Source organism: Streptomyces sp. NPDC050546 (assembly GCF_044457425.1).
In the GTDB taxonomy this organism is placed as follows: Bacteria; Actinomycetota; Actinomycetes; order Streptomycetales; family Streptomycetaceae; genus Streptomyces.
Window position 1 is genome coordinate 321191 of record NZ_JBITGX010000008.1, and the last position, 13939, is coordinate 335129.

Consider the following 13939-nt stretch of genomic DNA (forward strand, 5'->3'; position numbering starts at 1 on the left):
GGAGCGGAAGGCGGTGCGCGGGTGGGCTCGGGAGGGCTGGAGCTGCCCCCTGGTGACGAGGGTCACGAGGGGAACTCCACAGACGTCCCGACCGGTGCCGTGTCCCTGGCGCGGCCGATGGACGCGACGGGTTCGATCGGCCCGGAACTGGACTGGGGCGCCGACGCCTGGCGCGAGGTGCGCACCCGCGCCCAGCGGGCCGGCCGCGCCTACATCTGGCTGAACCTCGTCGAACAGCGGCTGCGCGCTGTCGTCGCCGCCGTACTGCGGCCCATCTACGAACCCGTCCACGGCGACGACTGGGTGGTGGCCGCCGCCGGGCCCGCCGGGCAGGAATGGGTGCAGCGCGCCGTCGCCGTACGCGAGGTCAGCCGCCGCAAGGGCTATCTGCTCGACCCGGCCGACGACAACGTCCTGTCCTTCCTCACCCTGCCGCAGCTGCGCGAGCTGATGGTGCAGCACTGGCCCTGCTTCGAGCCCTACTTCGACGACCGCCGGGACGTCGAGCTCGCCCTGGACGAGCTGGAGGTCACCCGGAACGTCGTCTCCCGCAACCGGGCCCTGTCCGAGGCCGTCCTGAACCAGGCCGAGCGCGCCTCGGCCCGGCTGCTGGAGATGCTCGGCGCGGACGGTGACGTGCCGTCGGCACGCCGGCTGCCCGTCGACGCCGTCGAGGACCTGGTCGGCGACCGGTACGCCGACGTGGTCGCCGTCCACCCGGACCGGGTGCGGCTGATGCGCCAGTTCCCGGCCGAGGACATCTTCGGCGGCGCCCGCCGCCTCGACGCCATCGGCATAGGCCTCAACCTGCTCGTGCAGAACTTCTCCGGCCGCCGGCTGGTGCGGCTGGCCGAGTCGGGCTGCCGGGTGCGGCTGCTGTTCCTCAACCCGGCCTCCAGCGCGGTCAAGCGGCGCGAGCGCGAACTGGGCATCAAGCGCGGCGAGCTCAGCCGGGCCGTCGAGATGAACATCCTGCACATGCGCCGGGTGCGCGCCCGGCTGCGTGACCCGGGCGCCTTCGAGATCCAGGTCTTCGACGAGACGCCCCGCTTCACGGCGTATCTGGTCGACGGCGACGGGGCGGACGGCATCGCGGTCGTGCAGAACTATCTGCGCCGGACCCGCGGCATGGAGGCGCCGGTGTTCGTGCTGCGCAACGGCAGCAAGACGGTCAAGCCGGGCGAGATCGACGAAAGCGGCCTCTTTCCCACCTACCGCGAGGAGTTCGAGGTGATGTGGGCGGATTCGCGGCCGGTGTCGTGAACGGTGCCCCGCTGTGGGGCGGTTGTGCCGGTTCACCCGGCCGCCGCCGGGCGTAAGCGGAACGCGCTCCTCGGATTGTCAGTGGTGCATGCGAAGGTGGAGACCACTGGGGGACACCACCGGGGGACGCACCACAAGAAGGGGGACCGCCCATGGGCTGGCACCGGGAGCTGCTGATCGGCTTCGACCTGGAGACGACGGGCACCGATCCGCGCGAGGCGCGCATCGTCACGGGGGCCGTGATCGAGGTCAGGGACGGGGAGCCGCTGGGGCGCCGGGAGTGGCTGGCCGACCCGGGGGTGCCCATCCCCGAGGACGCGGTGGCGGTGCACGGCATCAGCAATGAACGCGCGGCGGCCGAGGGCAGACCGGCCGACCAGGTGGCGGACGCCCTCGCCGACGTCCTCACCTCCTACTGGAAGTCGGGCGTGCCGGTCGTCGCCTACAACGCGGCCTTCGACCTGACCCTGCTCTCCGCCGAGTTGCTGCGGTACGGACTGCCGTCCCTGCGCGACCGCCTGGGCGGCGTGGATCCCGCCCCGGTCATCGACCCGTACACCATCGACCGCTGGGTCGACCGCTACCGCCGCGGCAAGCGCAACCTCCAAGCGGTCTGCTCGGAGTACGGCGTGGTCCTCGACTCCGCCCACGACGCCACGGCCGACGCCCTGGCCGCGGCCCGGCTGGCCGGTGCGATAGCCGACCGCCACCCCAAGATCGCGAGCCTGGGCCCGGCGGACCTGCACCACCGGCAGATCGAGTGGTACGCGGAATGGGCGGCGGACTTCCAGAACTTCCTGCGTGGCAAGGGTGACGCGACCGCCGTGGTGGACGGGGCATGGCCTCTGCGGGAGCTGGCGGACGAGCCGGTCTGACCCGGCGGGCCCCCGGCCCTCAGAACGGATACCACCGCACCGTCTCGTCGCCCTCCCGCAACGACGCCACCCGCCGCTCGAACTCGGCCAGCGCCTTCGGGTTGACCGGCGCGTGCTGGGCCACCCACGCACAACTGGCCGTCTCGCGGGCGCCGCGCAGCACCGTGCATCCGTCCCACTCCCGGACGTCCCACCCGTACGTCGCGGTGAAGGACCCGTACGCCTCGTCCGCGAGCCCGTACCGGTCATGGGACAGCGCCATCACCACCAGATCGTGCTCGCGCAGGTCGGACGAGACCGTCTCCAGGTCGACCAGAACCGGCCCGTCCGGGCCGACATGCACATTGCGGGGCAGCGCGTCGCCGTGGATCGGCCCGGGCGGCAGCCGCGGCGTCAGTGCGGCGGCCGCCGCGGCGAAGCCGTCCCGCCGCTCGCGCAGATACGCCGCGTCCGCGGGGTCGACCGCATCGCCGGCGAGCCGCAGCCAGCGTTCCACACCGCCCAGCAGATCGCGGGCCGGCAGTTCGAAAGGAGGAAGAGGCGTGGCGTGCACGACCCGCAGCAGTTCGGCCAGATCCCGCGGCTCGGCGGGCCGTACGGCATCGGGCAGCCGGTGCCACACCGTCACCGGGTGCCCCTCGACCAGCAGCGCCTTCGGCTCGGCCGCCCGCACCGCGGGCACGCCCGCCTCCGCGAGCCACACCGCGACGTCCAGTTCGCGGCGCGCCCGGTCGAGGAGCTCGGCGTCACGGCCGACCTTGACGACCAGGTCGCCGGCGGCGAACACCGCGTTCTCGCCCAGCGCCAGCAGCCGCGCCTCGCGGGCCGCGCCGCCCGGCACGTCCGCCGCGGCCAGTACGTCCCGCGCCCGTGCCTCGTCCATCGTCCGCCTCCGCCGTCCAGGTCCTTGCGCGTCGCCGTCGGGTTCCGGCCATCCGCCCGCCAGTCTCCCATTCGCACAGGTGGGACCGTGTGCGCGGTGCCTTGACGAGGCGAGCCGCCTTCACGACCATGACCTGGCCCGTCCGAGCTGTGCGAAGGGGCTGATGCCGTGACGTCGGTGACCGAGGTGAGGAAGCCGGCCGATCCGGCACCGGGCCGGGCCCGGCCCCGCCGGGCCGTGGACCACGGCGCCTGGTTCCTGGTGCTGCCCGCCCTGATCCCCATCCTCGTCCTCAGCGTCGGCCCGCTGCTGTACGGGATCCTGCTGGCCTTCACCGACGCCCAGTCGGGCCGTACCGAGCCCACGCAGTGGATCGGCGGCCTCAACTTCCGGGACCTGCTGCACGACACGCTGTTCTGGGAGTCGTTCCGGATCGGGCTGGTGTGGGCGGTCGGGGTGACCGTGCCGCAGTTCCTGCTCGCGCTGGGCCTCGCCCTGCTGCTCAACCAGGACCTGCGGTTGCGCTGGCTGGCCCGTGCCCTGGCGATCATCCCGTGGGCCATGCCCGAGGTCGTCGTCGGCATCATGTGGCGGCTCGTCTACAACCCGGACGCGGGCATCCTCAACGAGACCCTGCGCGATGTCGGCCTGGGCGACGGCCGCGACTGGCTCAGCGGGCTGGCGACCGCCCTGCCCGCCGTGATCCTCGTCGGCGTCTGGGCGGGCATGCCGCAGACGACGGTGGCGCTGCTCGCCGGGCTGCAGAACACCCCGCGCGAACTGCACGAGGCGGCGGCGGTCGACGGGGCGAGTGCCTGGCGCCGCTTCCGCACGGTCACCTGGCCCGCCCTCAGACCGATCGCCCTCGCCATCACCGCGCTCAACCTGATCTGGAACTTCAACTCGTTCGCCCTGGTCTACGTACTCACCAACGGCGGCCCCGGCGGCCGGACCCGACTGCCGATGCTCTTCGCCTACGAAGAGGCCTTCCGTTACGGGCAGTTCGGCTACGCGGCGGCGATGGGCTGCGTGATGGTGGCCGTGATCTCGATCGCGCTGGCCGTCTTCCTCGCCGGCCGCCTCAGGGGAGGTGACGACGCGTGAGGACCTCCGCTCCGGCCCGCGTCGGCCAGTACACCGCGCTGCTCGCCTACCTCGTCTTCCTCGCCTTCCCGTTCCTCTGGCTGGTCTCCACCGCGTTCAAGCCGCCGCGCGAGCTGGGCAGTCTGCATCCGACGTGGATCCCGGAGGACCCCACCCTCGCCAACTTCCGGCAGGCCTTCGACGAACAGCCGCTGCTGCACGCCGCCCTCAACTCCCTCGTCGCCGCGCTCGCGGCGGCGGTCATCGCCGTACTGATCGCGACGCCCATGGCGTATGTCGTCGCCCGGCGGCGCACCCGGCTGGCGAAGGCGGTGACGGGCTGGGTGGTGGTCAGCCAGGCGTTCCCGTTCGTGCTGCTGATCATCCCGCTGTTCCTCGTGCTGAAGAACCTCCGAATGATCAACTCCGTGCCGGGTCTCGTGCTGGTGTACGTGGTGTGGGCGCTGCCCTTCGCGCTGTGGATGCTCGCCGGGTATGTGCGCGCCGTGCCGCCCGAGTTGGAGGAGGCCGCCGCGGTCGACGGGGCCGGCCGGATGCGGACGCTGGTGTCGGTGACGGCGCCGCTGCTCGCGCCGGGCATCGTGGCGACGGGCCTGTTCGCGTTCATCACCGCGTGGAACGAGTTCTTCTTCGCGCTGGTGCTGCTCAAGACCCCGGAGAAACAGACCCTGCCGGTGGTGCTCACCCACTTCATCGGGGCCGAGGGCGTCGCCGACCTCGGCCCGCTCGCGGCCGCCGCGTTCCTCGCGACGCTGCCCTCGCTGGTCGTCTTCGCCCTCATCCAGCGGCGGATCACCGGCGGCATGCTCACCGGGGCGGTGAAGAGCTGATGCGCGCCCGTCCGCCGGCCCTGATCCTGGCCCTGCTGCTGCTCCTCGCCGGCTGCTCCTCCGGGGGCACCCGCGACGACGGCCGGATCACCCTGCGCTTCCAGTCCCTGGCCTGGCAGGAGGAGTCCGTCGAGGCCAACAAGGCGCTGGTGAAGGAGTGGAACGCCACGCACCCGGACGTCCGGGTCGAGTACGTCCAGGGCTCCTGGGACAGCGTCCACGACCAGCTCCTCACCGCCTTCGAGGGCGGCGAGGCACCCGACATCATCCACGACGCCTCCGACGACCTGGCGGACTTCGCCTACGGCGGCTACCTGGCCGATCTCACCGGCCTGCTGCCCGCGCGGCTGAAGTCGGACATCCCGCGGCGCAGCTGGGAGACGACCACCTTCGGGGACGGCATCTACGGCGTGCCGTTCCTCCAGGAGCCACGGGTGCTGATCGCCAACGCGAAGTGGCTCCGGCAGTCCGGGGTGCGGATCCCCAGCCCGGAGAAGCCGTGGAGCTGGGCCGAGTTCCGCCGGGTCACCGAACGCCTCAGCGGCCGGGGGAAGTACGGCATCGCCTGGCCGCTGAAGGAGCCCGTCTCCGCCACGCTCAACCTCTCCCTGTCGGCGGGCGGACAGCTCTTCCACCGCGGGGCGGACGGCAAGGTGACGGTCCGGTTCGGGGAGGCCGACCAGGTGGTGCCGCGCACCATCGAGAGGCAGGTCGGCACCGACCGCAGCGCCTCGCCCACGACCCTGGGCAGCGGTGGCTCCGACACCCTGCCCGGCTTCTTCGGCGGGAGATACGCGATGGTCCCGCTCGGCTTCTCCTACCGTCAGCAGATCGTGCAGCAGGCGCCGAAGGGCTTCGAATGGCAGGTGCTGCCCGCCCCGGCCGGTGCCGGTGGGCTCACCCAGGGCGTCAGCCCGCAGACCCTCTCGGTCGCCGAGGACTGCCCGCACAAGAAGGAGGCCGCCGCCTTCATCGACTTCCTCCTCAGACCGCCCAACATGGTCCGTCTCGCCCTCGGCGACTGGATGCTGCCCACCGGCGTCAAGGCGCTGGGCGACCCGGCCCTGCGGTCGTCCGAGCACGGCTGGGCCACCGGTACCGCCCTCGCCGGGCAGCTGCGTCCGGCGCCCGCGCAGACGGTGCGGGGCTACCCCGAGTGGAAGGACAAGGTGGCGACCCCGGCCCTGCAGGAGTACTACAGCGGAGCCATCGGACTCGGCGAGCTGCGCGAACGGCTGGAGGAGGACGGCAACCTGGTGCTGGCCCGCTATCAGCGCTGACGGCGTCGCCGGTCCGGCTCCGTTCAAGGCACGGCGGGGCCCGTGAGGTACCGGCCCTGCTCGTCGTAGGGCCAGACGTTGGGCGCGCAGCCGCGCATGCCCTTGATCTGCTGCATCATCGCGGGGGCCGGCTTGCCGGGGCCGGGGCAGCCGACATGGCCGTGGCCGAGGAAGTGGCCGACCTCGTGGTTGATGATGAGGGCCCGGTAGGCCTTGACGTCCTTGGCGTAGACGGGAGTCGCCAGGAGCCAGCGCTTGAGGTTGACCATGACGTTCTTGGCGACGTTGCAGTTGACCTCGCCGCCGGTGTCCAGGCCGAACTGTCCGCAGATCTTGTCCACGGTCCCGGCGGTGGCGACCTTCACGACGAAGTCGGTCGGCCCGCTCGACACCCGCCGGAACGCCGAACGGCCGTCCGCCGTCCAGCCACGCCGGTCGGCCAGGACGTCCTCCACCTGCTCGGCGACGTCCGGGGCGGACAGGTCGATGCCGTCCTCGACCTCGACCCGGTAGCGCAGGGTCCTGCCCTGCCCCGCCCCGGTGCCCGAGCCGGGGGCGACGGTGAAGGTGCCGGGGCCCGTGGCCGGGATCTCCGGCCGTACGGAGGGGGAGGCGGAGGGGGAGGGCGAGGCGGTCGGGGAGGACGGGTCCGAGGGCGTGAGGGGCCTGGCCGGGGTGGTGGTGGCCGGGGAGTCAGGCGCGGGTTCGGTCGCGGGGCCCGCGCCGGACTCCGCCGCCGTTCCTCCGGGCTTCGCCGACGTCCATTCCAGCGCCGCGATTCCGGCTGCTCCGAGCAGCGCCAGCGCGGACAGGCCCGCTAACAGCGGGCCCTTTCGGCCGCGCCGCCCGGCGGAGTGCGAAGGTCCGCCGTTCCTGCGGCGGCTGCGGGACGGAGGTGTGGAGTGCGCGGTCATGGTCGTTCAGATTGCGAGGGTCATGTGATCGAACATGGCGCGAATGATAACGGAAAGATTACGAAGATATACCGGGAGGCCTGTGTGATCATCCGGTAACAGGAGCCCGGACCGTGCGCGGGCCTGCGGATACTGAGCCCATGCCACGAGTTCTGCTGATCGAAGACGACCGCGCCGTTCGTGAAGGAGTCGCCCTCGCCCTGCGCCGCCAGGGGCACGACGTCGCCGCCGCCGAGACGGGGGAGGAGGGGCTGGAGCGGCTGCGGTCCTTCCGGCCGGACGTCGTGGTGCTCGACCTGATGCTGCCCGGCATGCCGGGCCTCGACGTGTGCCGCGCCATGCGTGCCCTGGACCAGACGCTGCCGATCCTCATGGCGACCGCGCGCGGCGACGACGTGGACATCGTCGTAGGCCTGGAGGCCGGGGCCGACGACTACGTCGTCAAGCCCGTGCGGGCCCGGGTCCTCGAGGCACGCATCCGGGCCGTCCTGCGCCGGGCGACGGCCGTGGCGGCGGCCGACGGCGGCATACCGAAGATCGACACCTACGGCGAGCTGGCCATCGACCGCGCCGGGCACTCGGTCACCTGGCAGGGCGCCCCGGTCCCGCTCGCCCCGTCCGAACTGCGGCTGCTGCTGACGCTGTCCGCCGCGCCCGGCCAGGTGTTCAGCCGGCAGCAACTCCTGGAAGCGGTCTGGGAACACAGCTACCACGGCGACGCGCGCCTGGTGGACGCCTGCGTCAGACGGCTGCGGGCCAAGATGGGCGAGCCCTCGCGCGAGCCGCGGTACATCCAGACCGTGCGCGGCTTCGGCTACCGGTTCGTGTCCCCGTGAGGAACCCGTCCGCGAGGAACCCCTCCGCGAGAAAACCCTCCGCGAGAAAACCCTCCGCGAGGAACCCCTCCGCGAGGAACCCTCTGCTCCCCCGCCTGCGCGGCCCCTTCCTCCGCCTGCGCGGACTCCTCTCACGCCTGCGCGGACTGTTCCCCCGTCTGCGCGGCCTGCGCACGCGCCTGGTGGTGGCGTTCGCGCTCGTCGCGGCGCTCACCGCGGCGACCACCGGCGCCCTGAGCTTCCGGGAGGCGCGCACGGGTGTGCTCCAGCAGAGCCAGGACACCGTGATCAAGCTGCTGCGCACCCAGGTCGACCGGCTCGCCCCGCAGCTCTCCTTCCCTCCGGCCGAGGCCGAACTGCGGCGCTTCGCCGCTGATGTGGCCCGCGCCGAGCCCTCGGGAAGCTGGCGGGTACTGGTCGGCTACGAGGATCTGAGCGCCACCTCCCGCCCCGGCGACCCGTTCGACGAGCTGACGCCCGATCTGCGCGAGGCCGTGGACTCCAGCCTGGCCACCGTCTTCCAGCGGGTGAACACCGGTGACCACACCTCACTCGTCGTCGGCATGTCGGTCACCTTCGCCGGCGACGAGAACCGTGGGATCGCGTCGGGGGTCCAGGTCTTCCTCACGGTGCCGCAGGCCACCGAACAGCGGTACGTGGACGCCCTGGTCACCGCCGTTGAGCGGGCCACCGTGCCCGCGCTGGGCGTCGCCGTGCTGCTCGCGCTGCTCGCCGCGCGCGGGGTGCTGCGGCCGGTGCGCGCCCTGCGGCACGCCACCCGCAGCATCGCCGAAGGGCGGCTGGACACCCGGCTCGCGGTCAACGGCTCCGACGAACTCGCCGATCTGTCCCACACGTTCAACGAGACGGCCGCCGCCCTGGAGGAGTCGGTGGCCGAACTGCGCGGCATGGAGGCCCGGGCCCGCCGGTTCGCCGCGGATGTCTCGCACGAACTGCGCACGCCGCTGGCCGCGATGGCGGCGGTCACCGACGTCCTCGACGAGGACGCCGCCCGTCTCGACCCGGACACCGCCACCGCGGTCCGGCTGATCAGCGAGGAGACCGTGAAACTGGCCCGTCTCGTGGACGACCTGATGGAGATCTCCCGCTTCGACGCGGGCGCCGCGGTGCTGCACCTGGACGAGATCGACCTCGCCGAGTCGCTGCGCCGCACCCTCGCCGACCGTGCCTGGGCGGACCTGGTGGACGCCGACCTGCCGCCGCCGGACGCCGTGCGCGGCCGCGTCGACCCGCGCCGGCTCGACGTCGTGGTGGCGAACCTGGTCGGCAACGCGCTCCGGCACGGAGCCCGGCCGGTCCGGCTGAGCCTGCGCGCGGACGGCGAGCGGTCGGCGGTCATCGAGGTGCGGGACAGTGGTCCGGGCATCCCCGAGGACGTCCTGCCGCATGTCTTCGAGCGCTTCTACAAGTCGGACACCGCCCGCACCCGGACCGAGGGCAGCGGCCTGGGTCTCGCCATCACCGCGGAGAACGTCCGGGTGCACGGCGGCAGCGTCCGGGCGGCCAACCGGCCGGAGGGCGGCGCGGTGTTCACCGTCGAACTCCCGCTGCGGCGGGACGAACCGGCCCGCGGGGAGCACCTGTGACGGCCCGGCGCCGAGCCGCGCTGCTGGTCGTCCCGGCGCTGTGTGGGCTCACCTCCTGCGGCATACCGCCCACCGGCGTGGTGGAGGCGGGCGGTCCCGCCGGCGGGGTCGTGCCGACGGTGCGGGTCTACTTCGTGGCGGACGGCAGGCCCGCGCCCGTCCCGCGCAGGGCCGTCACCCCGATCGGCGCCGCGTCGGCCGTGGAGGTGCTGCTGCAAGGGCCCACGGCGGAGGAACGGGCCGCCGGGCTGGAGTCGTTGCTGCCGCGGACGGGCACGGACCTGCCGTCGGCCGTCCCGGCCGATCCCGGCCGGCCGTCGGCCACGGAGGCTTCGAGGGCGCCGGCCACCAAGGCCCCGCGGGCGGCCGAGGCCGAGGACTTCGCGAAGGTCACGACGCGGGACAACCGGGTGTCCATCGAACTGTCCCTGTCCTCCGCCCACTACATGCCCGGCCTCGCGGTGACCCAGCTGATCTGCACCGCCGTCGAGGCCCACCGCGTCGCCGCCCCCGGTGAGGAGGAGGTGACGGCCGCGGTCGCCGGAGAGGACGGCCGCCGTATCGAGGGCACGGCGGCGCGCTGCCCCGACGGGTGACCGGCGCGTCCGGCCCGCGTCCGGTCATGAGGTTGCACGAGACGTATCGTCTCGCTTAAGGTCGGCCCATGACCAGTCGCGCGCACATCGCCATGTTCTCCATCGCCGCCCACGGCCACGTGAACCCGAGCCTCGAGGTGATCCGCGAGCTCGTGACGCGCGGCCACCGGGTGACCTACGCGATCCCGCCGGTCTTCGCGGAGAAGGTCGCGGACACCGGTGCCGAGGTGAAGCCCTGGAACTCCACGCTGCCCTCGCCCGACGACGACCCCGAGGCGTGGGGGAGCACACTGCTGGACAACGTGGAGCCGTTCCTCGACGACGCGATCCAGGCCCTGCCGCAGCTGATCGAGGCCTACGAGGGCGACCAGCCGGACCTCGTGCTGCACGACATCTCCTCCTACCCGGCCCGCGTCCTCGCCCACCGCTGGGGTGTCCCCGCGATCTCCCTGTCGCCGAACCTGGTCGCCTGGGACGGGTACGAGGAGGAGGTCGCCGAGCCCATGTGGGAGGAGCCGAAGAAGACCGAGCGTGGCCGCGCCTACTACGCCCGCTTCCACGCCTGGCTGGAGGAGAACGGGATCACCCGGCACCCCGATCCGTTCGTGGGCCGCCCCGACCGCTCGATCGTCCTGATCCCCAGGGCGCTCCAGCCGAACGCGGACCGCGTCGACGAGACCGTGCACTCCTTCGTGGGATCCTGCCAGGGCGAGCGCCCCGCCGAGGGCGGCTGGCAGCGGCCCGCTGGTGCCGAGAAGGTCGCACTCGTCTCCCTCGGGTCCGCCTTCACCAAGCAGGCCGGCTTCTACCGGGAGTGCGTCAAGGCGTTCGGCGACCTGCCCGGCTGGCATCTGGTGCTGTCGGTCGGCAAACACGTCGACCCGGCCGACCTCGGGGACGTCCCCGCGAACGTCGAGGTGCGCTCCTGGGTGCCGCAGCTGGCGATCCTGAAGCAGGCCGACCTGTTCGTGACGCACGCGGGCGCGGGCGGCAGCCAGGAGGGCCTGGCCACCGCCACGCCGATGATCGCCGTACCGCAGGCCGTGGACCAGTTCGGCAACGCGGACATGCTCCGGAACCTCGGCGTCGCCCGGTGCCTCGCCACGGAGGAGGCGACCGGCGAGGCCCTGCGCGAGGCCGCCCTCGCCCTCGTCGACGACCCCGAGGTCGCCCGCCGCCTGAAGACCCAGGCTGAGCTGCTCGACGAGGGCGGCACCCACCGCGCGGCCGACCTCATCGAGGCGGAACTGCCCGCTCGCCAGGGCTAGCCGTGGCGCTCCTCTGCTCCTTGTGCCATGAAAGGTGCCCCTTGGGCCACTGAAAAGGGCCCGTTGGCCGCACCGGCGACCAACGGGCCCTTCAGGCAGCGGCGGGGATCAGCCCCGGCGGCGGGACTCAGACCCTGACAGGCTCGCCCTCGTCGTCCCGCGCCGCCGATCCCGCGACGACCGCCCGCGGTGCCTCGTCGTGGGTGAGGTCCGGCAGCCGGTGCAGCCACTTCGGCAGATACCAGTTGCGCTCCCCGAGCAGCGCCATCACCGCCGGCAGCAGCACACCCCGGATGATCGTCGCGTCGATGAGCACCGCGGCCGCGAGCCCCACGCCCATCTGCTTCATGGACTGCATGGACAGCGTCCCGAAGATCGCGAACACGGCGACCATGATGACCGCGGCACTGGTGACGACCCCGGCCGTGGTGACCACGCCGTGCCGGATCGCGTCCTTCGTCTCCAGACCCCGCAGCCGCGCCTCCCGTATCCGGGAGACCACGAACACGTGGTAGTCCATCGACAGGCCGAACAGGATCACGAACAGGAACAGCGGCAGCCAGGTGATGATCGCGCCGACGCCCTCCGCACCCACCAGGGACGCGCCCCAGCCGTGCTGGAAGACCGCGACGAGGATGCCGTACGCCGCACCAACCGACAGCAGGTTCAGCACGATCGACGTGAGCGCGATCGTCAGCGAGCGGAACGACAGCAGCATCAGCGCGAAGGCGAAGACCACGACGAACGCGAAGACCGGGACGACGGCTCCGGCCAGCTGGTCGTTGAAGTCCTTCGACCCCGCGATCTGCCCGGTGATCGGCGCCTCGACCCCGTCGACCCTGCCGAGCGTGGCCGGACGCACCTCGTCACGCAGCTTGTCCAGGCTCTCGCCCGCCTTGTCCTGGTCGGAGCCGCCGACCAGCGGGACGTAGACGAACGCGACGTTCTGCGCGTCGTGCAGCTTGATCTCCACCGGGCCGCGTGAGGCGCCCGAACTGATCGCCCGGTCGCGGAAGTCGGCGAGCGCGGACTTCACCTCCGGCGCGTTGATGTCGTCCGCCTTGACGACCACCTCGGCCGGCTCCGAGCCGCCCGGGAAGGCCTCGTTGAGCCGGTTGTACGTCTGCACGATCGGCAGCGAGTCGCCGAACTCCTGGTCCAGCGTGAACTGCTGTGTCTTCATGCCGAGCGCGGGAGCAGTGATGGCCAGCAGCGCACCGGCCGCCACCGCCACGGCGATCACGGGCCGGGCGAGCACACGCCGCAGTACGGCCGTCCAGAACCGGCTGTCCTGGCTGCCGCCCGGCTTGCGCCGGCGCAGGAACGGAATGCGGCCCTTCTCCACGCGCTCGCCCAGCAGCGACAGCAGCGCGGGCAGCACCGTCACGGACCCCACCATGGCCACGGCCACCACCATCAGCGAGGCCAGGCCCATCGCCTCGAACTCGGCGAGCCCCGTGAACAGCATGCCCGCCATGGCCACGCAGACCGTGACACCGGAGACGACGATCGCGCGGCCACTGGTCGCGGCGGCGATCCGCAGCGCCGTCTGCGCGTCGTGCCCGGCCTCGCGCTCCTCGCGCTCCCGGCGCAGATAGAACAGGCAGTAGTCGACGCCGACCGCCATGCCCACCAGCAGCATCACGGAGTTGGCGGTGTCGCTCATCGGCATGACATGGCTGACGACGCCCATCAGGCCCATCGTCGCCATGATCGCGGTGACCGCCAGCGCCACCGGTACCAGTGCCGCCACCAGCGCCCCGAAGGCGATGAGCAGAATGCCGAGGGCCACCGGCACCGCGGAGTACTCGGCCTTCTTGAAGTCGTCCCCGAACGCGTCGTCGAACGTCTTCATCATGCTCGCGCCGCCGATCTCCTCGATCCGCAGCGACGCGTGGTCCTCCTGGACGCCCTCGACGGCCTTCAGCACCGGCTCGACCCGCTCGCCGGCGGTGTCCGCCTCGCCGCGCATGTCGAACTGCACGAGCGCGCTGCGCCCGTCCTTCGAGATCGTCTTCGTGTCGTACGGCGAGGTCACGTCGGTGACCCGGCCGGTCCCCTCGACGGCCCGGACCACCGCGGTGACGGCGTCCCTGAACTCGGTGTCCGTGGCCTTGAGTTCGCCGACCCTGGCCTGGATCAGGACCGTCTCACCGGCCGGCTCGTCGATCCCGGCGTCCTCGATGATCCGCGCGGCGGTGTGCGTCTCCCCCTTGAGCTGGTCGCTGTCCTTGACGTCGACCCGGCCCGCCGCCGAACCGAGCCCCATCGCCAGGACGACGAACAGCACCCAGATGCCGACGGCGGCCCATCGGTGCCGGGCGCTCCAGCCGCCGGCCCGGGCGGCCAGGCCCCGCACCCGCGCTTCTCCGTTCCCCATGACGGGCTCGCCCCCTCGTGCAGCGGTGGCGGCCCCCTGCCGCCCCCTTTCGTTTCGAAGGTATGTGCCGGATAAAACCATCTCCTCGTGCTGCCCGGTGAAG

Annotated in this window: 12 protein-coding genes; 9 read left to right on the plus strand and 3 right to left on the minus strand. The window is 72.4% G+C overall.

What is annotated here, in order from left to right; all coding sequences use genetic code 11:
* Positions 1–21 precede the first annotated feature (21 nt).
* Both ACIBK5_RS21890 and ACIBK5_RS21895 read left to right on the plus strand, forming a co-directional pair.
* Positions 22–1263 carry an SAV2148 family HEPN domain-containing protein gene (locus tag ACIBK5_RS21890; protein WP_399021546.1) on the plus strand — a complete coding sequence of 414 codons (1242 nt, stop codon included), beginning with the start codon at positions 22–24 and terminating at the stop codon, positions 1261–1263.
* 152 nt (positions 1264–1415) lie between these two features.
* Positions 1416–2138: a 3'-5' exonuclease gene (locus ACIBK5_RS21895; protein WP_399021547.1), complete on the plus strand. Its 723-nt coding sequence runs from the start codon at positions 1416–1418 to the stop codon at positions 2136–2138.
* Positions 2139–2157: 19 nt separating this feature from the next.
* Here the strand turns inward: ACIBK5_RS21895 and ACIBK5_RS21900 are convergent, their stop codons facing one another.
* Positions 2158–3021, minus strand: a complete 864-nt coding sequence (locus ACIBK5_RS21900; RefSeq protein WP_399021548.1) for a phosphotransferase enzyme family protein — start codon at positions 3019–3021, stop codon at positions 2158–2160.
* A gap of 168 nt (positions 3022–3189) precedes the next feature.
* On the opposite strand from ACIBK5_RS21900, the gene ACIBK5_RS21905 reads away from it, so the two are divergent.
* From ACIBK5_RS21905 to ACIBK5_RS21915, 3 genes are read left to right on the plus strand one after another with little or no spacing between them, the layout of a single operon-like run.
* Positions 3190–4125 (plus strand): carbohydrate ABC transporter permease, encoded by a 936-nt coding sequence (locus ACIBK5_RS21905; RefSeq protein ID WP_399021549.1) that lies wholly within the window; start codon positions 3190–3192, stop codon positions 4123–4125.
* Complete coding sequence (locus tag ACIBK5_RS21910) at positions 4122–4955, plus strand: carbohydrate ABC transporter permease (protein ID WP_399021550.1); 834 nt, start codon at positions 4122–4124, stop codon at positions 4953–4955. The genes ACIBK5_RS21905 and ACIBK5_RS21910 overlap by 4 nt, the downstream gene beginning before the upstream one ends.
* The gene (locus ACIBK5_RS21915) at positions 4955–6235 is read left to right on the plus strand and encodes an ABC transporter substrate-binding protein (protein WP_399021551.1); all 1281 of its coding nucleotides are present in this window, start codon (positions 4955–4957) and stop codon (positions 6233–6235) included. Before ACIBK5_RS21910 ends, ACIBK5_RS21915 begins: the two co-directional genes overlap by 1 nt.
* A gap of 23 nt (positions 6236–6258) precedes the next feature.
* On the opposite strand, the gene ACIBK5_RS21920 is transcribed toward ACIBK5_RS21915, so the two are convergent.
* A complete protein-coding gene (locus tag ACIBK5_RS21920) occupies positions 6259–7149 on the minus strand; it encodes a DUF3152 domain-containing protein (protein WP_399021552.1) in 891 nt (296 codons plus the stop codon).
* Between the two features lie 140 nt (positions 7150–7289).
* Between ACIBK5_RS21920 and ACIBK5_RS21925 the strand changes: the two genes are divergently transcribed.
* From ACIBK5_RS21925 to mgt, 4 genes are all read left to right on the plus strand, one after another.
* On the plus strand, positions 7290–7985 hold the full coding sequence (locus ACIBK5_RS21925) for a response regulator (RefSeq protein ID WP_399021553.1): 696 nt from the start codon (positions 7290–7292) through the stop codon (positions 7983–7985).
* Positions 7886–9592, plus strand: a complete 1707-nt coding sequence (locus tag ACIBK5_RS21930) for a sensor histidine kinase (RefSeq protein ID WP_399021752.1) — start codon at positions 7886–7888, stop codon at positions 9590–9592. The genes ACIBK5_RS21925 and ACIBK5_RS21930 overlap by 100 nt, the downstream gene beginning before the upstream one ends.
* Positions 9589–10188 carry a hypothetical protein gene (locus ACIBK5_RS21935; RefSeq protein WP_399021554.1) on the plus strand — a complete coding sequence of 200 codons (600 nt, stop codon included), beginning with the start codon at positions 9589–9591 and terminating at the stop codon, positions 10186–10188. Before ACIBK5_RS21930 ends, ACIBK5_RS21935 begins: the two co-directional genes overlap by 4 nt.
* Before the next feature lie 68 nt (positions 10189–10256).
* A complete protein-coding gene (gene mgt / locus ACIBK5_RS21940) occupies positions 10257–11456 on the plus strand; it encodes a macrolide-inactivating glycosyltransferase (RefSeq protein ID WP_399021555.1) in 1200 nt (399 codons plus the stop codon).
* A 127-nt stretch (positions 11457–11583) separates the two neighbouring features.
* Here the strand turns inward: mgt and ACIBK5_RS21945 are convergent, their stop codons facing one another.
* Positions 11584–13836, minus strand: coding sequence for an MMPL family transporter (locus tag ACIBK5_RS21945; protein WP_399021556.1), 2253 nt, complete (start codon positions 13834–13836; stop codon positions 11584–11586).
* Between the last annotated feature and the right edge of the window lie 103 nt (positions 13837–13939).